Annotated in this window: 18 protein-coding genes; 4 read left to right on the top strand and 14 right to left on the bottom strand. The window is 63.8% G+C overall.

From position 1 onward, the window contains the following. Positions 1 to 35 precede the first annotated feature (35 nt). From BWR19_00410 to BWR19_00400, 3 genes are read left to right on the top strand one after another with little or no spacing between them, the layout of a single operon-like run. On the top strand, positions 36 to 293 hold the full coding sequence (locus BWR19_00410; GenBank protein APX91538.1) for a Sec-independent protein translocase TatA: 258 nt from the start codon (positions 36 to 38) through the stop codon (positions 291 to 293). Between the two features lie 6 nt (positions 294 to 299). Further along, positions 300 to 746: a twin arginine-targeting protein translocase TatB gene (locus tag BWR19_00405; protein ID APX91537.1), complete on the top strand. Its 447-nt coding sequence runs from the start codon at positions 300 to 302 to the stop codon at positions 744 to 746. Continuing rightward, the gene (locus BWR19_00400) at positions 743 to 1,543 is read left to right on the top strand and encodes a twin arginine-targeting protein translocase TatC (protein APX91536.1); all 801 of its coding nucleotides are present in this window, start codon (positions 743 to 745) and stop codon (positions 1,541 to 1,543) included. Before BWR19_00405 ends, BWR19_00400 begins: the two co-directional genes overlap by 4 nt. A gap of 81 nt (positions 1,544 to 1,624) precedes the next feature. Here the strand turns inward: BWR19_00400 and BWR19_00395 are convergent, their stop codons facing one another. The 9 genes from BWR19_00395 to BWR19_00355 form a co-directional block, all read right to left on the bottom strand. After that, positions 1,625 to 2,833: an amino acid deaminase gene (locus tag BWR19_00395; GenBank protein ID APX91535.1), complete on the bottom strand. Its 1,209-nt coding sequence runs from the start codon at positions 2,831 to 2,833 to the stop codon at positions 1,625 to 1,627. Positions 2,834 to 2,892: 59 nt separating this feature from the next. Then, complete coding sequence (locus tag BWR19_00390) at positions 2,893 to 4,347, bottom strand: pyruvate kinase (protein APX91534.1); 1,455 nt, start codon at positions 4,345 to 4,347, stop codon at positions 2,893 to 2,895. Further along, on the bottom strand, positions 4,344 to 5,654 hold the full coding sequence (locus BWR19_00385) for a glycerate kinase (GenBank protein ID APX91533.1): 1,311 nt from the start codon (positions 5,652 to 5,654) through the stop codon (positions 4,344 to 4,346). Before BWR19_00385 ends, BWR19_00390 begins: the two co-directional genes overlap by 4 nt. A 214-nt stretch (positions 5,655 to 5,868) precedes the next feature. Then, a complete protein-coding gene (locus tag BWR19_00380) occupies positions 5,869 to 6,753 on the bottom strand; it encodes a 2-hydroxy-3-oxopropionate reductase (protein ID APX91532.1) in 885 nt (294 codons plus the stop codon). A 203-nt stretch (positions 6,754 to 6,956) separates the two neighbouring features. After that, positions 6,957 to 7,733, bottom strand: coding sequence for a hydroxypyruvate isomerase (locus tag BWR19_00375; GenBank protein ID APX91531.1), 777 nt, complete (start codon positions 7,731 to 7,733; stop codon positions 6,957 to 6,959). 165 nt (positions 7,734 to 7,898) lie between these two features. Further along, entirely contained in the window at positions 7,899 to 9,674 is a 1,776-nt protein-coding gene (locus BWR19_00370) for a glyoxylate carboligase (GenBank protein APX91530.1), read from the bottom strand. Between the two features lie 274 nt (positions 9,675 to 9,948). After that, the gene (locus BWR19_00365; protein APX91529.1) at positions 9,949 to 10,437 is read right to left on the bottom strand and encodes an ureidoglycolate hydrolase; all 489 of its coding nucleotides are present in this window, start codon (positions 10,435 to 10,437) and stop codon (positions 9,949 to 9,951) included. A gap of 198 nt (positions 10,438 to 10,635) precedes the next feature. Continuing rightward, complete coding sequence (locus BWR19_00360) at positions 10,636 to 11,469, bottom strand: (S)-ureidoglycine aminohydrolase (protein APX91528.1); 834 nt, start codon at positions 11,467 to 11,469, stop codon at positions 10,636 to 10,638. 200 nt (positions 11,470 to 11,669) lie between these two features. Next, positions 11,670 to 12,512, bottom strand: coding sequence for a MurR/RpiR family transcriptional regulator (locus BWR19_00355; GenBank protein ID APX94836.1), 843 nt, complete (start codon positions 12,510 to 12,512; stop codon positions 11,670 to 11,672). A gap of 224 nt (positions 12,513 to 12,736) precedes the next feature. Between BWR19_00355 and BWR19_00350 the strand changes: the two genes are divergently transcribed. Then, entirely contained in the window at positions 12,737 to 14,188 is a 1,452-nt protein-coding gene (locus tag BWR19_00350; GenBank protein APX91527.1) for a C4-dicarboxylate ABC transporter, read from the top strand. 93 nt (positions 14,189 to 14,281) lie between these two features. On the opposite strand, the gene BWR19_00345 is transcribed toward BWR19_00350, so the two are convergent. The 5 genes from BWR19_00345 to BWR19_00325 all read right to left on the bottom strand — a co-directional run bounded on the left by BWR19_00345 (position 14,282) and on the right by BWR19_00325 (position 19,096). Beyond that, a complete protein-coding gene (locus BWR19_00345; protein APX91526.1) occupies positions 14,282 to 15,220 on the bottom strand; it encodes an allantoinase in 939 nt (312 codons plus the stop codon). A 130-nt stretch (positions 15,221 to 15,350) separates the two neighbouring features. Continuing rightward, entirely contained in the window at positions 15,351 to 16,028 is a 678-nt protein-coding gene (locus BWR19_00340) for a hypothetical protein (GenBank protein APX91525.1), read from the bottom strand. Positions 16,029 to 16,116: 88 nt separating this feature from the next. Further along, a complete protein-coding gene (locus BWR19_00335) occupies positions 16,117 to 17,415 on the bottom strand; it encodes a hypothetical protein (protein APX91524.1) in 1,299 nt (432 codons plus the stop codon). After that, positions 17,412 to 17,987, bottom strand: a complete 576-nt coding sequence (locus tag BWR19_00330) for a hypothetical protein (GenBank protein ID APX91523.1) — start codon at positions 17,985 to 17,987, stop codon at positions 17,412 to 17,414. Before BWR19_00330 ends, BWR19_00335 begins: the two co-directional genes overlap by 4 nt. A gap of 50 nt (positions 17,988 to 18,037) precedes the next feature. After that, entirely contained in the window at positions 18,038 to 19,096 is a 1,059-nt protein-coding gene (locus BWR19_00325) for an ABC transporter substrate-binding protein (protein ID APX91522.1), read from the bottom strand. Between the last annotated feature and the right edge of the window lie 146 nt (positions 19,097 to 19,242).

The following is a 19,242-nucleotide window of genomic DNA, read 5'->3' as shown; positions in this document are numbered from 1 at the left end:
CCAAGGCCACCATTATACTCCGGCGGAGAATCATCATGTTAGGCGGCATCAGTATCTGGCAGCTGTTAATCGTACTCGGCATTATCATCCTGGTGTTCGGTACCAAGAAGCTGCGCAACGTCGGCGGCGACCTGGGCGGTGCCGTCAAGGGCTTCAAGAAGGCCATGCACGCCGAAGATGAAAAAGAAAGTGATAGCCCCCAGCCTCAGGGTCAGCTTGACCATGAACCCTCAAGCCCAGCCTACGACATCAAGGCCGGGTACAGAGCCAAGGCACAAGGCGAGCGCAAGTAACCGACTATGCCTGATATCGGCTTTCTCGAACTGCTGATCCTCGGCACCGCCAGCCTGCTGGTACTGGGCCCCGAACGCTTGCCCAAGGCGGCACACACCGCTGGCCTGTGGATCGGCAAGATCAAGCGCACCGTGTCGGGCATGCAGCGCGAGATCAACGCCCAGCTCGAGGCGGAAGAGCTGCGCCAGAAACTCGATGAACAGCAGAAGAAGCTCGACGAGAGCCTGGGCAGGGTCAAGCGCGACGTGGAGCGCTACGCCGAGCCCGATAGCGGCACGCCGCCCAAGGGTGACGCCCAGCACAGCCCCGCCGCAGCCGACCAGGATGAGGCGCCTGCCGCCAGCGAGCGGTTGGACAAGGCGCTGGCGAGCAAGGCGCGGCGCGACTCGGTGGGCTCCGAGCAGGCCACCCCATCATCGCCCCCCAGTGACAAGGATTCGCCCTCACGATGAGCGACGACGCCTCTCGAGACAAGCAGCGCAACCAGCACAATGAAGCGTCCCAGGCCCCCTTGATCGAGCACCTCATCGAGCTGCGCTCGCGGCTGATGCGCTCGGTGGTGGTGATCCTGGTGATCTTCCTCGGCCTCTACGCCTTCGCCAACGATATCTATACCTTCGTTGCGCAGCCGCTGATGGACATGCTGCCGGAAGGCTCGCAGATGATCGCCACCGAGGTCGCCTCGCCGTTCCTGGCGCCCTTCAAGCTGACCCTGGTGGTGGCAGTGTTCATCGCCGTGCCCTTCGTACTGCACCAGGCCTGGGCGTTCATCGCGCCGGGCCTCTACGACAACGAGAAGAGCCTGGCGATTCCGATCCTCGCCTCCAGCGTGGCGCTGTTCTATGCCGGCGCGGCATTTGCCTACTACGTGGTGTTCCCGCTGCTGTTCCAGTTCTTCACCCAGACCGGGCCGGAGAACGTAGCGGTAATGACCGACATCAACGCCTATCTCAACTTCGTGCTCAAGCTGTTCTTCGCCTTCGGCGTGGCCTTCGAGATCCCCATCGCCACCTTCCTGCTGATCTTCTCCGGCGCCACCAGCGTAGAGAGCCTGTCCAAGAAGCGCCCCTACATCTTCCTCGGCTGCTTCGTCGTCGGCATGCTGCTGACACCGCCGGATATCATCTCCCAAAGTCTACTGGCGATACCTATGTATTTACTTTACGAAATAGGTTTGCTGTTCGGGAAACTCATGAAGCGAAAAAAAGTTTCCGAAAAAGCTTATGGCGATGGCGAACAAAGCATCTGAATCGCCCCAGCGGCACTTAGCTAGACATTAGTCGATAAGATGCGCCAGCTGCGGGCTAGCGCGGGATCGCAGGGGCGTGATTCAAAACAGCGTCGGCAGGATCTCACGCACGCGCAGCCGGTCGTCGACCAGCAGCAGCTGGCGCCACTTGTCGAAGGTCAGGCAGGGGTGGGAGGCACCGAAGGCGACGATATCGCCGATGCGCACGTCGTCGTCGATCGGGTCGGGCAGATGGATGAAGGCGTGCTGGTCCATCAGCTTGGTGACCCGCCAGCCGTCGACCGAGAGCGGCTCGTCCGGGCTGCCGCCCTCGCGATAGCGGCGCAGCGCCAGCGGCAGCTGGTCGGCGGCGATATCGCGCTTGCCGAGGGCGGCGATGGCCAGCCCCGGCTCGGGTAGCGACTGTATCTGGGCGAACACCTCCAGCGCCGGTTCGAGGCCCTGCTGCAGCTCGGGGCGTCGCGCCAGCACGCCGCGCTGAGCCTCGCGGTAGAGGCCGTGGTCGTGGACCACATAGCAGCCGGGGCGCAGCACCGAGATAATGCGCCCATCGAGGCGTGCATCGCGGAAGGCGGCAGCGATCAGGTCATACCAAGCCGAGCCGGAGGCCGTAATGATCGGCGTTGCGGCTTCGATCAAGCCGTCGTGGTCGAGTGCTCGGGCGGCCTCCACCAGCTGCCAGGCGTAGGCGCGCACGGCGCTTTCCGGGTCGTCGCCATGCACCACGCCTTCATAGCCCTCCAGGCCAGCCAGCACTAGCGCCGGCTCGACATCGATCGCCTCGCCCAGCGCCAGCACCTGGTCGTGATCGCGGCAGCCGCAGCGGCCGCCCTCGATGCCGAGTTCGATCAGCACCTTGAGTCGCAGGCCACGGGCGGCGAAGTAGCGCCCCAAGTGACGGACATTGGCGACGCCATCGACCACGCAGTAGACGTCGGCGCCGGCCTCGAGCAGGTCGGCGATGATCGCCATGTTGGCCTCGCCCACCAGCTGATTGGCCATCAGCAGGCGCGTGGTGCCGTGGGCGAAGGCCGCCCGGCACTGCGCCGCCGTGGCCAGGGTGATGCCCCAGGCGCCGGCTTCTCGCTGGCGCTGGAACAGCGCCGGCGCCATGCTGGTCTTGCCATGCGGCGCCAGTCGCGCGCCGTGGGCGTCGGCAAAGCGCTGCATCCAGGCCAGATTGTGCGCCAGCGGCGCCTCGTGGATCACCGCCGCCGGCAAGCTGACGTCCGCCAGCAGCGCATCGCCGCCCTCCAGCGTGCCCTTGTCACAGCACCATGCGCGCGCCATGCATGACTCCCTTTGCCAATGGGTTACCCATGCTAGTGTGGCGCCATATGCCGCGCCTGTCAGCGCACCTCGAGAATCTTCAGGGTGTTGGTTCCGCCGTGGGCGTTCATGTGGTCGCCGCGGGTCAGGATCATCAGTTGGCCGGCCTCGGCGATGCCGTGGTCCTTGAGAATCGCCATGGCCTGACGGTTGAGCTCGGTGGGGTCCATGTCGGCGGTGTCGAAGGGCAGCGAGACCACGCCGCGATACAGCGCCATGCGCCGCTGGGCGGTGGCGCTGTGAGCCAGGCCGACGATCGGCAGTCCCGAGCGGATCCGCGAGGCGATCAGCGGCGTATAGCCGGTGGCGGTCATGCAGGCGATGGCGGCCACGCCCTCGAGGTGATTGGCGGCGTACATCGCCGACAGCGCGATGGTCTCGTCGACCTGGGTGAAGCCTTCGTGGATGCGGTGGCCCGACTCCTGGGCGGTGCGCTCGCGCTCGGCGCCCAGGCACAGCCGGTGCATCGCCTCGACGGTCTCCACCGGGTAGTCGCCGGCGGCGGTCTCGGCGGAGAGCATCACCGCGTCGGTGCCGTCGAGCACCGCGTTGGCGACGTCGAACACCTCGGCGCGGGTCGGCAGCGGCGAGTCGATCATCGACTCCATCATCTGGGTGGCGGTGATCACCGCGCGGTTGAGGCTGCGGGCGCGCTTGATCATGCGCTTCTGCACGCCGATCAGCTGGGCGTCGCCGATCTCCACGCCGAGGTCGCCGCGGGCCACCATCACCGCCTCGGAGGCGAGGATGATGCCGTCGAGGGTGGCCTCGTCGGCCACCGCCTCGGCGCGCTCGACCTTGGCCACCAGGCCGATCTCCTTGCCGGCCTCGCCGAGCAGGCGGCGCGCTTCCTGCATATCGGCGGCGGAGCGCGGGAAGGAGACCGCCAGGTAGTCGACGCCGATGTCGATGGCGGTCTCGAGGTCGGCCTTGTCCTTGTCGGTGAGGGCGGCGGCGGAGAGGCCGCCGCCCTGCTTGTTGATGCCCTTGTTGTTGGACAGCTTGCCGCCGACCACCACCGTGGTGTGGACCTCGTCGCCCTGGATGGCGCTGACCTCGAGCACCAGGCGACCGTCATCGAGCAGCAGGCGGTCGCCGACGGCGACGTCGGCGGCCAGGGTCTTGTAGTCGCAGCCGACCCGGGAGGCGTCACCGGCGTCGCTGTCCAGCGCCATGTCGAGGATGAAGGGGGCGCCCTCGTCGAGGGTCACGGCGCCGTCGGCAAAGCGTGCGATGCGGATCTTGGGGCCCTGCAGGTCGCCGAGGGCGGCGACGCTCTTGCCGAGGCGCGCGGCGATCTCGCGGACCCGGGCCAGGCGGCGGCGGTGGTCGTCGGCACTGCCGTGGGAGAAGTTGAGGCGCACCACGTCGACGCCGGCCTCGAGCATGGCTTCGAGGACGCCGTCGCGGTCGCTGGCCGGGCCCAGGGTGGCGACGATCTTGGTGCGGCGGATGGCAGGCAGGTCGATACTCATGAGGTCCTCGGCAGCACCAGAATGGCGCGTAGGTCGTTGACGTTGGTGCGGGTCGGGCCGGTGATGATCAGGTCGTCGAGCGCGGCAAAGAAGCTGTAGGCGTCGTTGCGCGCCAGATGGTCGGCGACCGATAGCCGCGCCGCTCGGGCGCGGTCCCAGCACTCGGGACCGAACAGCGCCCCGGCGTTGTCTTCGGACCCGTCGATGCCGTCGGTATCGATGGCCAGGGCATAGATGCCCGGCGTCCCCTTGAGGGTATCGAACAGCCCCAGCAGGTACTCGACGTTGCGCCCGCCGCGACCGTCGCCCTTGACGGTGACGCTGGTCTCGCCGCCGGAGAGGATCAGCAGCGGGGCGTTGATCTCGCCCTGGGCGGTGAGCGCCAAGCGCCCCTGGGCGCGGCCCAGATCCCGCGCTTCACCCTCGAGGTCGTCGCCGAGCAAGCGCACCTGCACGCCGCTACGCTCGGCGCGACCGCGAGCGGCGGCCAGGGCGTCGCTGGCCTTGGCCAGCACCTGCGAGGCGTCGCGGGTAAAGCCCGGCGTACCGACCTGGGGCGCCGAGGCATCGCTGACCAGATGGCGTCGCACGCTGTCGGGAATCTCGATGGCGTGGCGCTCGAGAATCGCCAGCGCATCCTGCGGGGTGGTGGCATCCGGCAGCGTCGGCCCCGAGGCGATCAGCGTCGGGTCGTCGCCGGGTACATCGGAGATCAGATAGGTCACCACCCGTGCCGGATGCGCCGCCGCCGCCAACCGCCCGCCCTTGATCGCTGACAGGTGGCGACGCACGGTGTTGATCTCACGGATCGGGGCACCGCAGCGCAGCAGTGCCTGGCTGATGGCCTGCTTCTGGCGCAGCGCCAGGCCCGGCGCCGGCAGCGTCATCAGCGCCGAGCCGCCGCCCGAGACCAGCGCGATCACCAGGTCGTCTTCGCCGAGACCACTCACGCTGTCGAGCATGCGCCGAGCGGCCTGTTCGCCGAGCGCATCGGGCATCGGGTGCGACGCCTCCAGCACTTCGATATGACGGCACTCGGCGCCATGGCCGTAGCGGGTGACCACCACGCCACCCAGCTCAGCCTGCGGATGGTGTCGCTGCCAGTCATGCTCCAGCGCCTGGGCCATTGCGGCAGCGGCCTTGCCGGCCCCCACCACACGCGTGCGCCCGGCAGGCGGCGCGGGCAGGTTGTCTGGCAGCAGGGCATCGGGATGCACGGCGGCAACCGCTGCCTGGGCAAGACGCAATAGCCACTGGCGTGTAGCCTCGCCGCTGGTGAAGGGGGCAGGGGGGGTAAAGGCATTCATCGGTCAACTCCTCACAGCACGCAGCGCGCGTCGCAAGTAAAAGCGGGATCGCGTATCGGGAAAGCAAAAAAACCGGTGACAAGCCGCACGTTGCAGGGGGCACCTGTCACCGGTGGAAGGCCACATGCCGTGGCGATGGCAGACGACGACCCGACGCCTGCCAACTCGGTTGGAGCACACGTGCTCCTTGTGTCAGGCCAAGCGGGGCGGGGCCTCAGCTGCCGATTTCGTGATCGGCGAGCTGCTCGAGGGCGCGCAGGATGCCGGCGTGATCCCAATCGTCGCCGCCATGAGCAGCACAGGCCTGGAACAGCTGCTGGGCGTTGGCGGTACCCGGCAGCGACAACTTGAGGCTGCGTGCGCCCTCCAGTGCCAGGTTGAGGTCCTTCTGGTGCAGCTTGATCTTGAAGCCCGGGTCGAAGGTGCGCTTGATCATGCGCTCGCCGTGCACATCGAGGATCTTCGACTGGGCCAGGCCGCCGAGCAGCGACTCGCGCACCTTGGCCACGTCGGCACCCGCCTTGGAGGCGAACAGCAGGCCTTCGGCCACCGCTTCGATGGTCAGCGCGACGACGATCTGGTTGGCGACCTTACAGGTCTGGCCGGCACCGTGATCGCCGATATGGGTGATGGTCTTGCCCATCACCTCGAGGATCGGCAGGGCGCGCTCGAAGCCCTCGGCGGTGGCGCCGACCATGATGGTCAGGGCGGCGTTGATGGCACCACCTTCGCCCCCGGAGACCGGCGCATCGACGTACTCGCCGCCGGCGTCATGGATGCGCTTGGCGAACTCCTGGGTGGCGATCGGCGCGATCGAGCTCATGTCGATCACCAGGGTGCCGGGCTTGAGGCCTTCGATCACGCCGCCCTCGCCGAACAGCACCAGCTCGACGTCCGGGGTGTCCGGGACCATGGTGATGATCACCTCGGCCTCGGCGGCGACGGCTGCCGGGGTATCCAGCTCGCGCATGCCTTTTTCGGCCAGGCTGGCGTCCAGCGCGCCGCGCTTCACCGTCAGCAGCTCATGGCCGGCGTCCAGCAGATGTCCGGCCATGGGGCGGCCCATGATGCCCAGGCCGATAAATCCGATCTTGCTCATAATATGTCTCCTGTCAGATTGTCAGTGTGCTTGCTGAGTGTGCGCTCGTTTCCAGCCACTGTAGAGATGAGCGCCGGGGGCAAGGCGAAGCGAGGGTTATTTGCCATGGATGGCAAATGTAGCGCCCAGGGATGGGTTCACAGCGCCCTCGCGAAGGCTTGCCGCCGGCACAGCTCATCGCTGCTGGGCAACACCCACCCGACTCATCGCACGCTATCCAGCCAGCCCAGGCCCTCGCGGGTGGTAGTGGCCGGCTTGTATTCGCAGCCGATCCAGCCGTCGTAGCCGAGCCGGTCGAGGTGGGCAAACAGGAACGGGTAGTGGATTTCGCCCGTTCCCGGCTCGTGACGCCCCGGGTTGTCGGCCAGCTGCACGTGGGCGATCTGCGCCAGATTAGCCTCGATGGTCGGCGCCAGATCCCCCTCCATGATCTGCATGTGGTAGATGTCGTACTGCAGCTTGAGATTAGCGCTTCCCACCGTTTCGAACAGCGCTAATGCCTGATCGGTACGATTGAGGAAGAACCCCGGGATGTCGCGGGTATTGATCGGCTCGGCGAGCAGCAGGATGCCCGCCGCCTCGAGCTTGTCGGCGGCGTAGCGCAGGTTGTCGATCAGCGTCTGGCGCGCCTGCTCCTGGCTGACGCCCTGGGGCTGGATGCCGGCCAAGCAGTTGACCTGCTTGCAGCCCAGCGCAGTGGCGTAGTCGATGGCCTGCTCGACGCCGGCACGAAACTCCTCGACGCGATCCGGATGGCAGGCGATGCCGCGCTCGCCGGCGGCCCAGTCGCCGGCCGGCAGGTTGTGCAGCACCTGGGTCAGGCCGTGGGCATCGAGTCGGGCCTTGATCTCGCTGGCCGGGTAGTCGTAGGGGAACAGGTATTCGACGCCCTTGAAACCGGCCTGGGCGGCGGCCTCGAAACGGTCGAGGAACGCCTCCTCGGTAAACAGCATGCTGAGATTGGCGGCAAATTTGGGCATATCTCATCTCCATTGGGTCGCTGGTTCTATTCTGCACCGGGGCGGAGCCGGCGACAGGCCTGCGGGGAGGCGCCGTAAACCCTTCCCTGGGCGCTACCTACGCCATCCCTGGCGTAGAACCTCCCCTCTGGCCTATCCCCGGCGCCCCGTGTGGTGTTCTGAACGTCACGTCAGGGCGCTGATCGAGGTCGGCGCATCTTCCTGGTTCTCGGCCAGGTCTTCGAACTCGTTGACGCCGTCCAGATCGGTGCCCATGGCAATATTGGTGACCCGCTCGAGGATCACCTCGACCACCACCGGCACGCGGTGCTGGCGCATCAGCTCGCGGGCCTGTTCCAGCGCCGGGGCGATCTCGTCGGGCCGGGTGACGCGCAGCGCCTTGCAGCCCAGCCCCTCCACCACCGAGACGTGATCGACGCCATAGTCGTTGATCTCCGGGCAGTTGATGTTCTCGAACGACAGCTGCACGCAGTAGTCCATGTCGAAGCCGCGCTGGGCCTGGCGAATCAGCCCCAGGTAGGAGTTGTTCACCAGCACGTGGATGTAGGGCAGCTTGAACTGGGCCCCGGCGGCGAGCTCCTCGACCATGAACTGGAAATCGTAGTCGCCGGAGAGCGCCACCACCTCGGCACTCGGATCGGCGCGGCACACCCCCAGCGCAGCGGGAATGGTCCAGCCCAGCGGCCCGGCCTGGCCGCAGTTGATCCAGTGGCGCGGCTTGTAGACGTGCAGGAACTGCGCGCCGGCAATCTGCGACAGGCCGATGGTGCTCACGTAGCGGGTGTCGCGACCGAAGACCTTGTTCATCTCTTCGTAGACGCGCTGCGGCTTGACCGGCACGTTGTCGAAGTGGGTCTTGCGCAGCAGGCTGCGCTTGCGCGCCTGGCACGCCTCGGCCCAGGCGCTGCGGTCCTTGAGCGTGCCGGCTGCCCGCCACTCCTTGGCGATCTCGACGAACAGCTCGAGGGCCGCGCGAGCGTCGGAGACGATGCCGTAGTCGGGGCCGAAGATGCGTCCGATCTGGGTCGGTTCGATATCCACGTGGACGAAGGTACGCCCCTCGGTATAGGTCTCGAGGTTACCGGTGTGGCGATTGGCCCAGCGGTTCCCGATGCCCATCACGAAATCCGAGGCCAGCAGGGTGGCATTGCCGTAGCGGTGCGAGGTCTGCAGCCCCACCATGCCGGCCATCAGCGGATGGTCGTCGGGAATGGTGCCCCAGCCCATCAGCGTCGGGATCACCGGCACACCGGTGATCTCGGCCAGCTCGGTGAGCAGCTCGCTGGCGTCGGCGTTGACGATGCCACCCCCGGCGACCAGCAGCGGCCGCTCGGCGGCATTGAGCATCGCCATGGCCTTCTCGGCCTGGGCGCGCGATGCGCTGGGCTTGTAGGCCGGCAGCGGCTCGTAGGTGTCCGGGTCGAACTCGATCTCGCTCATCTGCACGTCGATCGGCAGGTCGATCAGCACCGGGCCGGGGCGCGAGCTGCGCATCAGCTGGAAGGCCTGCTGGAAAGCCCGCGGCACCTGGGCCGGCTCGAGCACGGTGACCGCCCACTTGGTCACCGGTCCGGCGATGGCCTGGATATCCACCGCCTGGAAGTCCTCCTTGTGCAGCTTGGCACGCGGCGCCTGGCCGGTGATGCACAGGATCGGGATCGAGTCGGCGCTGGCCGAGTAGAGCCCGGTGATCATGTCGGTGCCAGCGGGGCCGGAAGTGCCGATGCACACGCCGATATTGCCGGCCTGGGTACGCGTATAGCCCTCGGCCATGTGCGAGGCGCCCTCGACGTGGCGCGCCAGCACGTGGTCGACGCCGCCGACCTTGCGCATGGCGGCGTAGAACGGGTTGATGGCGGCGCCGGGCACGCCGAACGCCATCTCGATGCCTTCCTTCTTCAACACGTGGATAGCGGCTTCTGCTGCGGTCATCTTGGCCACGACGATTCTCCTCAGTGACGTGAGCAACGGTTGTTGTATACCAAGCTAGACCGCCGCCGAATGGGCGTCAATATTTTATGGAAAATATTTCCACTAAAATTCTTATACCGGTTATTTGGCTTTTTTATTCAAGCATGTCGCCATGCAGTGGCAGACAAAAAATGCTTCACAGCAGGCACCTCAAACGGGCATGCCAAACGGGCGGGAGGCAAGCCCCCCGCCCGCTAGAGCAGATGCTGGTCGGCACCGCCATGCTCGGCGGCGACCTGACGGGTCAGTCGAGGCTGACGCGCAGCGCCAGCGGATACTCGTCGCAGTTATTGCCGGCACCGCCGCGGTCGACGACCAGGAACTCGCCCTCGCGCTCGAGTACCGACTGAATGGCATGCCAGGTACCGGCGCGGTAGTTGACGCCCTGGCGGCCGTCGGTGACGAAAGCGCGCACGTCGCCCGGGTCGATGCTATCCCCCGGCGGGGCGACCACGATGATGAAGCGCTCCTCGTGCAGCGGCATGAAGGCCTGGCTGCCCTGGGGGTGGCGCTCGAGGAAGTCGAGCTCGAGCGGCACGCCCACCGGCTGACTGACGAAGATGCTGATCAGCGTATGCGCCTGCTCGCCAAGGGTCTCGACCCTGGCCAGGTCATGATAGCGACGAGTGCGCCCGGCGTTGATATGAAAGTAGTCCGCAGTGCGCGTATCGATGACGTCACCGAAGGGCGCGAAGGCCTCCGGGGTCAGCGGCGCGGCGTTGAGTTCCAGCATGTAGACTCCATTTCCCAGGCTTTGTTATGTGTGGCAACGCAATGGCAGAGTAGCGCCACTCGAGGCTGATCCGGCGGCAGGCCTACGAGGGGGCGCTGTAAACCCGTCCCTGGGCGCTACCTTGCGCCATCCATGGCGCAAACCCCCTCTACGACCTGTCCCCGGCGCCTCTCGCTCTCCGAAGTGCTCTGCTCGGTCTCAGCGAGCACCCAAGCGCAGCGCCGGATGGCGGTTGACGTCCTTGTAGAGCAGATAGCGGAACGGTCCCGGGCCGCCGGCATAGCAGGCCTGTGGGCAGAAGGCGCGCAGCCACATGAAGTCGCCGGCCTCGACCTCTACCCAGTCCTGGTTGAGGTGATAGACCGCCTTGCCCTCCAGCACATAAAGGCCGTGCTCCATCACATGGGTCTCATCGAAGGGGATCACGCCGCCCGGCTGGAAGGTAACGATATTGACGTGCATGTCGTGGCGCACGTCGGCAGGGTCGACGAAGCGAGTGGTAGCCCAGCGCCCCTCGGTATCCGGCATCTCGACCGGCGCGATATCGTTCTCATTGGTGACGAAGGCCTCCGGTACCTCGAGGCCGTCGACGAACTCGAACGCCTTGCGCACCCAGTGGAAGCGTACCGGCGCCGCCGACTCGTTACGCAGCTGCCAGTCGCTGCCTGGCGGAATGAAAGCGTAGCCGCCCGACGTCATGTGGTGGCGCTCGCCGGCCAGGGTCAGGGTCATTTCGCCCTCGACCACGAAAAGCACACCCTCGGCGGCGGGATCAAGCTCGGGCCGCTCGCTGCCTCCGCCCGGCGCCACCTCCATGATGTACTGCGAGAAGGTCTCGGCGAAGCCAGATAGCGGCCGTGCCAGCACCCATAGCCGCGTGTCGTTCCAGAACGGCAGGTTGCTGGTGACGATATCGCCGAACACGCCCTTGGGGATCACCGCATAGGCCTCGGTGAATACGGCCCTGTCGGACAACAGCTGCGTCTGGGGGGGATGACCGCCGTGGGGGGCGTAGTAGCGTCTTGTTGTCATGCTGGCTCCTCATATGCAATGGCGGCCTTTGCATAGGCCGAAAAACCTATCTCTTGTGACTTGTGAAACTATATTCCCAGAGTTAACGTGTCCAGAAACTTTTGTTTCATGCGTCGACAAACGAAAGGGTGTCCATGCCGCTGGATCACACCATCGTCTCACCGCAACCTCCCTACCCGCCTCGCCGCCACGCCCAGGCGTCAGGGGGAGAGTTCGTCCAGGCTCGAATAGAGCTCGCTGACGCTATCGATGCGCGCCCGGCCCTGCGCCAGCCGCTGGTGCAACAATCCATTGGCCAAGAGACTTACCAAGCTCATGGCACTGGCATAACTGTCGAAGGCAGAAATGCTATCCAGCGGACACTCCAGCCACCAGTCAGCCCGGGCCGCATATCCCGCCGCCGTCGCATCGCCGATCAGCAGCACTCGAACAGGCATCTCGGCCAGGGTATCCATCAAGGCCTCAAACAGCCGCGGGCGGCGCCGAAACCCGAACACCACGACCACATCATCTTCTGCCAAACCCGCCAGCTCCTCGGCCAGCGACTGGTTGGGCTGTGGCGCCAGTCCGACATCACCACGAATTTGAACCAGCTGTTGGCGGCAATGCATGGCCAGCGGATAACTGTTGCGGAAGCCTACCAGCAACAGGCGTCGCGCCCGATCCATTGCCTCGACAATGGCCTCGAACGTCGCTGGCTCAATGCTGGACAGAACGCGCTGCAGGTTGTCCTGCTCGCGAGCCATGTGGCGCTTGAAGCGCTCGCCGTTGCCACTCGCCGTGCTGGCATCAGTGACCAGCGGCATGCCCAAGCTGCGCAGTTGCCGAGCATGCTGTTTCACCGACTGAAAGTTTTCAAAACCGAGGCGCTTGAAGAGGCGACTGACCGTCGACTTGGAGACGCCCGTCAGCCGGGCCAGGTCAGCCGCACTATAGACGGCCAGGTCATCGAAATGATCCAGAATGAAGCTGGCCACCCTCTGCTCCTGGGCGCTCAAGTCAGCATACTGAGCCGATATCCGCTGGCCGATATGTGGCGTCATGGCCATCTGTGGCGTCCTCAAGTGCAACTCCTTCACGCGCGATTCAAAACTGCCGAGCTGCGCCAGAAGGCGTCATTAAATTCACTCGATAAAATTATAGAAATGATTTCCATAAAAAAGCCCTGCTGCCATGGGCAGTCGCCACGGCGCCACCACACTATAACGACACCCCCAACCCCGACACCATCGATGTCGACTCTCCCAACAACAACGCGAGGTATATCATGACCAACTCCCACTCTTCGTCCAACACCCCCGGCGACACCAATGAAAGCCAAGAGGGATGGCTCAGGATCCCCCATATCTACGTGATCCTGTTCGTGTTCATCGCCATCGCCGCGGTGGCCACACACTTCGTTCCCGCCGGCGAGTTCGAGCGCATCCCCGGCCCCGAGGGGCGCATCACCATCGACCCCGAGTCGTTTCAACACGTCGAGCCGTCGCCGGTGGGCGTGGTCGACTTCATGCTGGCCATCCCCAGCGGGCTGATGAGCGCCGGGGAGGTAGTGTTCTTTACCTTCATGATCGGCGGCATGTTCATGGTGCTGCGGCGCACAGGCATCATCGAGATCGGCGTCGACAAGCTGACCCGGCGCTTCGCCAACCAGAGCCTGATGATGATCCCGGTATTGATGACGGTGTTTGCCCTGGTCGCGACCGTCATCGGCACTCAAGAACTGGCGCTAGTCTATGTGCCGGTGATCCTGCCGCTGATGATCGCGCTGCGCTTCGACTCGGTGACCGCCGCGGCCGTGGCGCTGTGTGCCACCACCGCCGGCTTTGCCACCGGGGTACTCAACCCGATCAATACCGGACTCGGTCAGCAGCTGTCCGATCTGCCGCTCTATTCCGGCTTCGGTCTGCGCGCCGTTGCCTTCGTCATCGTGCTCGCGGCCGGCATCTACTTCGTGATGCGCTACGCACGCAAGGTGCGCGATAACCCGGAACTGAGCCTGATGGCCGGCGACGCCAGCGAGGCGGAAAAGCGTGCCACCTACCAGCATGCTGGTGATGAGGGCGCGCTGATCGCCAATACCCGCCAGAAACTGGCGGCCCTGGCGACCTTCGCCTTCTTTGGCATCCTGGTCTACGGCGTACTGCAGCAGGGCTGGTTCATGATGGAGATGGCCGGCCTGTTCATCGTCATGGGCATCGTCGTCGGCCTGATTGCCGGGCTCTCCACCGAGGCCATCTGCGAAGGCTTCAACAAGGGCTTTCGCGACGTGCTGGTGGGCGCCATGATCGCCGGTGTAGCGCGCGGCGTGGCCGTGGTGCTCGAGGACGGCCAGATCATGGATACCCTGGTATTCGGCCTCGGCAATCTGGTCGGTGAGCTGCCCACCATGCTCTCGGCGATCGGCATGTACTTCGCGCAACTGGCCTTCAACTTCGTGGTGCCGTCCGGCAGCGGCCAGGCGCTGGTCACCATGCCGATCATGGCGCCTCTCTCCGACATCATCGGCGTCACTCGCCAGACCGCCGTACTCGCCTTCCAACTCGGCGACGGCATGGGAAATATCCTCTACCCGACCTCCGGCTACTTCATGGCCACCCTGGCCATCGCCGGCGTGCCCTGGCAGAAGTGGGTCAAGTTCTTCTTCCCGCTGTTCTGCGTATGGGTGCTGATCGCGCTGGCCTTCCTGGCCTTTGCCCAGGCGACCCAGTGGGTCGGCTGAGCGGCTAGCCGCTGCCCCAGTGCGTCTTCCCCCTGGCCTGATCGGCCGGGGGGAGGCCGCGGACGAAGCCTGCAGAATCCCCAGCATGCCTGCTCAGCGCGCCGCTGCCGGATGCTGCTCGGCCCAGTGGCGGGCGATATCCACCCGCCGTGTCACCCAGACCCGGTCATGCGCTTCGATGTGATCGAGGAAGCGCTGCAGGGCACGGAAGCGCCCGGGGCGGCCGATCAGGCGACAGTGCAGGCCGACCGACATCATCTTCGGCGCGTCCTCGCCCTCGGCGTAGAGCACATCGAAGGCGTCACGCAGGTAGCTGAAGAAGTGCTCACCGGTGTTGAAGCCCTGAGGCGTGGCGAAGCGCATATCGTTGGTATCCAGCGTATAGGGTACTACCAGGTGGTCATGGGTATCGCCCTGGCTGTCCTGCTCGCGGGTCCAGAACGGCAGGTCGTCGCCGTAGTAGTCGCTGTCGTAGAGGAACGAGCCCTCATCGAGCACCAGCCGGCGCGTATTGACGCTGTCGCGGCCGGTGTACCAGCCCAGTGGCTTTTCGCCGTAGAGCGTCTGGAATATCTCGATGGCGCGCTGCATGTGCTCGCGCTCGAGGCTCTCGGGCATGCCCTGGTAGTGCAGCCAGCGATAACCGTGGCAGGCGATCTCGTGGCCCAGCTCCTGAAAGGCATGGGCCACCTCGGGGTGGCGCTCCAGCGCCATGGCCACGCCGAATACGGTCAGCGGCAGGCCGCGCTTGTCGAACTCGTTGAGCACTCGCCATACCCCGGCCCGTGAGCCGTATTCATAGATCGACTCCATGCTCAGGTGGCGCTCAGGGTAAGCCTCGGCGCCGACGATCTCGGAGAGAAACTTCTCGGAGTGACTGTCGCCATGCAGCACACAGCTCTCACCACCCTCTTCGTAGTTGAGCACGAACTGCACCGCAATTTTGGCCTTGCCCGGCCAGTTGGCCTGGGGCGGGTTACGGCTATAGCCGATCAGGTCGCGTGGGTAGTCGTGGGTACTAGCAGAGCGCATTGCACCTCTCCTTGTTGTTCTGTGGATGAGTGCTGCCTGGAGGCGCTTGGCGCCCATAAATGGCAACACAAAGTGTATACAATAGTAAGTTAAACTGTACTCAATGATCTTGCAAGCCCCTGTGGCCTCCTCAACTCGACCCACGCTGGGTCAGCTGCATCAGCGCCTGGCACTGCAAGACGGCAGCATCGAAGCAGTCCAGCAGCCGGCACGCCCCTAGCGACATGCGGCTTTCGGCCAGCCCGGCAAACGCTGCCCCGCCGATGATGATGACTTCAGGGGACAGCCGTACCTGCTGAGCGCTGAGGGTGTCAAACAGCCGCCGTTTCGCCTCATCACGCTGCTGCGGTAGCGCCAAGTCATCGATCACGATGGCATCGACACCCAGGCAGCGTCGGGCCAACCCAAGGTCATGTAGCACATCCTCGATCATTCGCGGCCAGCGCGCCCCTGGGGTAATGATTGAGAATCGGCTTCCCAACTGCACCGCCGTTAGCAGCGAGGCCTCAAGCATACCGATCACCGGCACCGGGCTGATCTCGCGTACCGCGGCCATACCCGGTTCGCCGAAGCAGGCCAGCAGGATGGCATCGAAGGGTTTTCCCTCGGCCGCGAGGTGGCGCTCCACCAGCGTCACCAGGACGGCGCCGGCCAAGGCGCACTCACGACGCGAGCCGATGTAGGCCACGCTGTCGGTCGGCGTGTCAGCCACCACCTCGACCCGTTCGCCTAGTCGCTCACGGGCTCGCTGAGCCATCTGCTCGGTCATCGCAGCATTGGCATTGCCATTCAGCAGTAATAAACGCATACATGACTCCTCCCCCACCTCTGGCCCTAAGGGCCAAGGGTGGGGTCTACAGTTCTGCGGAAAAACAAGATCTGTTCGGGTCGCGCGGCTATCCCATCATGTTGCGAGGTAGCCAGAGAGCGATATCAGGGAAGGCGATCAACAGGAAGGTGAACAGCAACAGGATGATCACGAACGGGAAGGCGCCCCACATCACTTCGCGAAAATCACCGCCACTTGGACGCACGCCGTGCACCACATAGAGGTTCATCCCCACCGGGGGCGTGATCAAGCCGATCTCGCACATTAGGATGATGAAGATGCCGAACCAGATCGGGTCGATGCCTGCCGCAATGACGATGGGCATAGCCACCGGCACGGTGAGCACCAACATCGACATCACGTCCATGAACATGCCCAGCAGGATGTAGAAGACGATCAGAATTAGAAGCAGCGCCAGTACCGAGAGATCGAAAGCCACCACCCACTGGGTCAGGGTCTGGGCAACTCCCGTCAGCGACACCGTCACATTAAGCATCAGCGCACAGATGATCACCAGCAGCACCATGCCGGTGGTACGCGCCGAGTTGATGCACACCGACTCCAGCAGTTCCAAATTCAGGCGCCCGCCGTGCCAGACGAAGAAGATCGCTGTGACCACTCCGAGTGCTGCCGACTCTGTGGGCGTGGCCAGGCCAGCATAGATCGAGCCCATGACGATAAAGAAGATCACCAGCGGCGGCACCAGGCTCTTCGAGGCCTTGAGCTTCTCGCTGAGCGGGATGCGTGCCTCCTCATCGCCATACTGCTTGCCCCACTGGCTGATCAACAAATAAAGGCTGAACAGCATGGTTAGGGCAATGCCAGGGATCACTCCGGCCAGGAACAACTGCCCTACCGAGACATTGGCCAGAGAACCGAAAACTAGCAAATTGACGCTAGGCGGGATCAGGATTCCCAGCGTACCACCGGCCGCCAGCGAGCCCAGCGCCGGCCCCATGGGATAGCCGCGCTTCTCCAGGGTGGGCAGGGCCAGGGTGCCGATGGTCGCCGCGGTGGCCACCGAGGAACCGGAGGTCGCCGCGAACAGCGACGAGGAAGCGATATTGGTATGCAGCAGTCCCCCCGGCAGACGGTTCATCCAGATCGACAGGGCATAGAACATGCGGTCGGCAATGCCACCGCGCAGCAAGAGTTCCCCTAGCAGGATGAACAGCGGGATGGCCGTGAGCAGGCTCTGATTGAGGGATGCCCAGATCACCGACCCCATAGACTCGACCAATGGCATACCGAAAGTGATAAGACCGCCTACTACCCCGATGGCCACCATGGAAACAGCAATTGGGATGCCCATCAGCATCATGCCCAGCATGACTAGAAAGGCGATAAATACATAGAACAGAGTCATGGTGAAATGCCCTCCTGCTCACGCTGTTTAATATCTTCCATTTCCTCTTGGAGCTCATCCTTGGCACTACGCGGGCCGAAGTCCTTGAGCAGCCGTCGGGTGTCGCGGCGAGCCAGCAGCAGGGTTGCATGACCAGCGAGAAGCAGCGCCAGAGCGCAGAACAGCAGCAGTGCTATGAACCAGGGAGCCTGGGGATAAATCAGCGGAGTGGCCCATACAGTAGGCGCGCGACTGCCGTAGGCGAGGGTGTCGCTAATAACGCCGTAAGCTAGCCAGACGCAAAACAGACACAGCACGGCTAGGGAGACACTAGCGAGCCAGTTCAGAAACGCCTGTTTCTGTGGGGATAATCGCGACGTAACGATATCGATACGTATATGCGCACGCTGGATCAGGGTTACCGAGAAAGCCAGGCCGGCGGCAACTGCTACCGCATAGCCAGAGATCTCGTCAACGCCTCCCAGAGAAATATTGAATAACCTTCTGGTAAGCGTCTCTATACTGACTAGGAATGAAAGGGCGAAAAAGATCACCCCAAACACGATACTGAAGACTCTGACGACACTACCCATAGTCACCTCCAAGGGAGCAGGGCCGGCAGTTAGGCTGCCGACCGTGTGGCTCACAGGCCAAGGTTACGACCCACGGTGGCTTTCCAGTCCTCCGAGCAGCTCGGATTGGTATTATCACAAAGCTCAGTGAAATTAGGCAGCGACATTGCCTCAACGGCCTCGCTGACACGCTGCAAATCTTGCTCGGTTACCTCGATACTGGTCAGCGAATAGGACCGGCCATTCTCGCAGGGTTCGCCCCCGGTATTGCACCGCGATGCATCCTCGTACAGTTCTTCGGAATAGGCCCAGATCTCGTCCACTAACTCCTCAATAGCCGACTTCAGTTGAACCTGTTCCTCTTCAGAGAACTGATTCCAGGTATCCAAGTTGATAGCATAGCCATTCATGGCCATCTGAACCGCAAGTGGGTAGACATAGCTGGTAACCTCGGGCCAGCCGGCGGCATTGGCAGAACTTGGGCCAGTTACCCCACAGTCGACCACCCCCCGGGCAATGCCCTGCTGGGTCTCGGGGAATGAGAGCGGCACTGCAGACGCGCCGAGGTTGGAGATGAAGTTGCCTAGGATATTGTCATAGACCCGCACACGCTTGCCTTGCAGGTCATCCAGGCTGCTGATTTCCGGCTCACAGAACAGCACCTGAGGCCCCGCTGGCCAGACGCCTAGTAGCTTGGAGTTGAAACGCTCCTGCAGTCGCTCATCAGCAACCGGCATATAAGCATCAACATTCTCACGCGCTATTTCATAGGTGGGATTTTGGCCAACGAGATCGAAACCCAGCAATGTCGGCTCATCACCACTTATCTGCGACAAGCGAAGCGATACGATCCCAAACAGGTTGTTACGTAGGACGCGCAATCCCTCAGAATCGCTGACACCAGCAGTATCTACCGGGCTGTAACTGATCTGAGTACTCAGCCCTGTGCGATCAGAGAAGCTCTCAAAGAATGGCTGTTCAAGATCATTCTGAATAGCCCCTGAGCCCACCGGTTGGCCTAGTACTCTAATAGAAGTGGGCCCTGCTACTGCCGAAACTGCGACAAGCGAAGCCATGAGTGTGGCGGCTACGGGTAGATAATAATGGCGCATGATAATTCTCCTAGCCATTGGAGTGATTGTTGTAAGTGCGACACGATTGGAGCTTAAGCCCCATCCCGTATACCTGAAGGTAGTCACCAAAATACCAAAAATCAATTTTTCGTATACAAAAAAAGGAGGGCGATGCACCACCTCGCAACCTCTTCCGAGCCCAT

Origin of the sequence: Halomonas sp. 1513, assembly GCA_001971685.1 — a bacterium.
In the GTDB taxonomy this organism is placed as follows: domain Bacteria; phylum Pseudomonadota; class Gammaproteobacteria; order Pseudomonadales; family Halomonadaceae; genus Franzmannia.
The sequence above is the reverse complement of the archived record's forward strand: the minus strand, read 5'-3'. Positions and strand labels throughout refer to the sequence as shown.

Excerpts from the sequence above, each read along its gene's own strand:
- BWR19_00390 (APX91534.1), bottom strand. The coding sequence starts at position 4,347 with ATGAGTATCGACCTGCCTGCCATCCGCCGCACCAAGATCGTCGCCACC.
- BWR19_00350 (APX91527.1), top strand. The coding sequence starts at position 12,737 with ATGACCAACTCCCACTCTTCGTCCAACACCCCCGGCGACACCAATGAA.
- BWR19_00380 (APX91532.1), bottom strand. The coding sequence starts at position 6,753 with ATGAGCAAGATCGGATTTATCGGCCTGGGCATCATGGGCCGCCCCATG.
- BWR19_00345 (APX91526.1), bottom strand. The coding sequence starts at position 15,220 with ATGCGCTCTGCTAGTACCCACGACTACCCACGCGACCTGATCGGCTAT.
- BWR19_00400 (APX91536.1), top strand. The coding sequence starts at position 743 with ATGAGCGACGACGCCTCTCGAGACAAGCAGCGCAACCAGCACAATGAA.
- BWR19_00360 (APX91528.1), bottom strand. The coding sequence starts at position 11,469 with ATGACAACAAGACGCTACTACGCCCCCCACGGCGGTCATCCCCCCCAG.
- BWR19_00335 (APX91524.1), bottom strand. The coding sequence starts at position 17,415 with ATGACTCTGTTCTATGTATTTATCGCCTTTCTAGTCATGCTGGGCATG.
- BWR19_00410 (APX91538.1), top strand. The coding sequence starts at position 36 with ATGTTAGGCGGCATCAGTATCTGGCAGCTGTTAATCGTACTCGGCATT.
- BWR19_00395 (APX91535.1), bottom strand. The coding sequence starts at position 2,833 with ATGGCGCGCGCATGGTGCTGTGACAAGGGCACGCTGGAGGGCGGCGAT.
- BWR19_00340 (APX91525.1), bottom strand. The coding sequence starts at position 16,028 with ATGCGTTTATTACTGCTGAATGGCAATGCCAATGCTGCGATGACCGAG.
- BWR19_00325 (APX91522.1), bottom strand. The coding sequence starts at position 19,096 with ATGGCTAGGAGAATTATCATGCGCCATTATTATCTACCCGTAGCCGCC.
- BWR19_00375 (APX91531.1), bottom strand. The coding sequence starts at position 7,733 with ATGCCCAAATTTGCCGCCAATCTCAGCATGCTGTTTACCGAGGAGGCG.
- BWR19_00330 (APX91523.1), bottom strand. The coding sequence starts at position 17,987 with ATGGGTAGTGTCGTCAGAGTCTTCAGTATCGTGTTTGGGGTGATCTTT.
- BWR19_00385 (APX91533.1), bottom strand. The coding sequence starts at position 5,654 with ATGAATGCCTTTACCCCCCCTGCCCCCTTCACCAGCGGCGAGGCTACA.
- BWR19_00355 (APX94836.1), bottom strand. The coding sequence starts at position 12,512 with ATGACGCCACATATCGGCCAGCGGATATCGGCTCAGTATGCTGACTTG.
- BWR19_00365 (APX91529.1), bottom strand. The coding sequence starts at position 10,437 with ATGCTGGAACTCAACGCCGCGCCGCTGACCCCGGAGGCCTTCGCGCCC.
- BWR19_00405 (APX91537.1), top strand. The coding sequence starts at position 300 with ATGCCTGATATCGGCTTTCTCGAACTGCTGATCCTCGGCACCGCCAGC.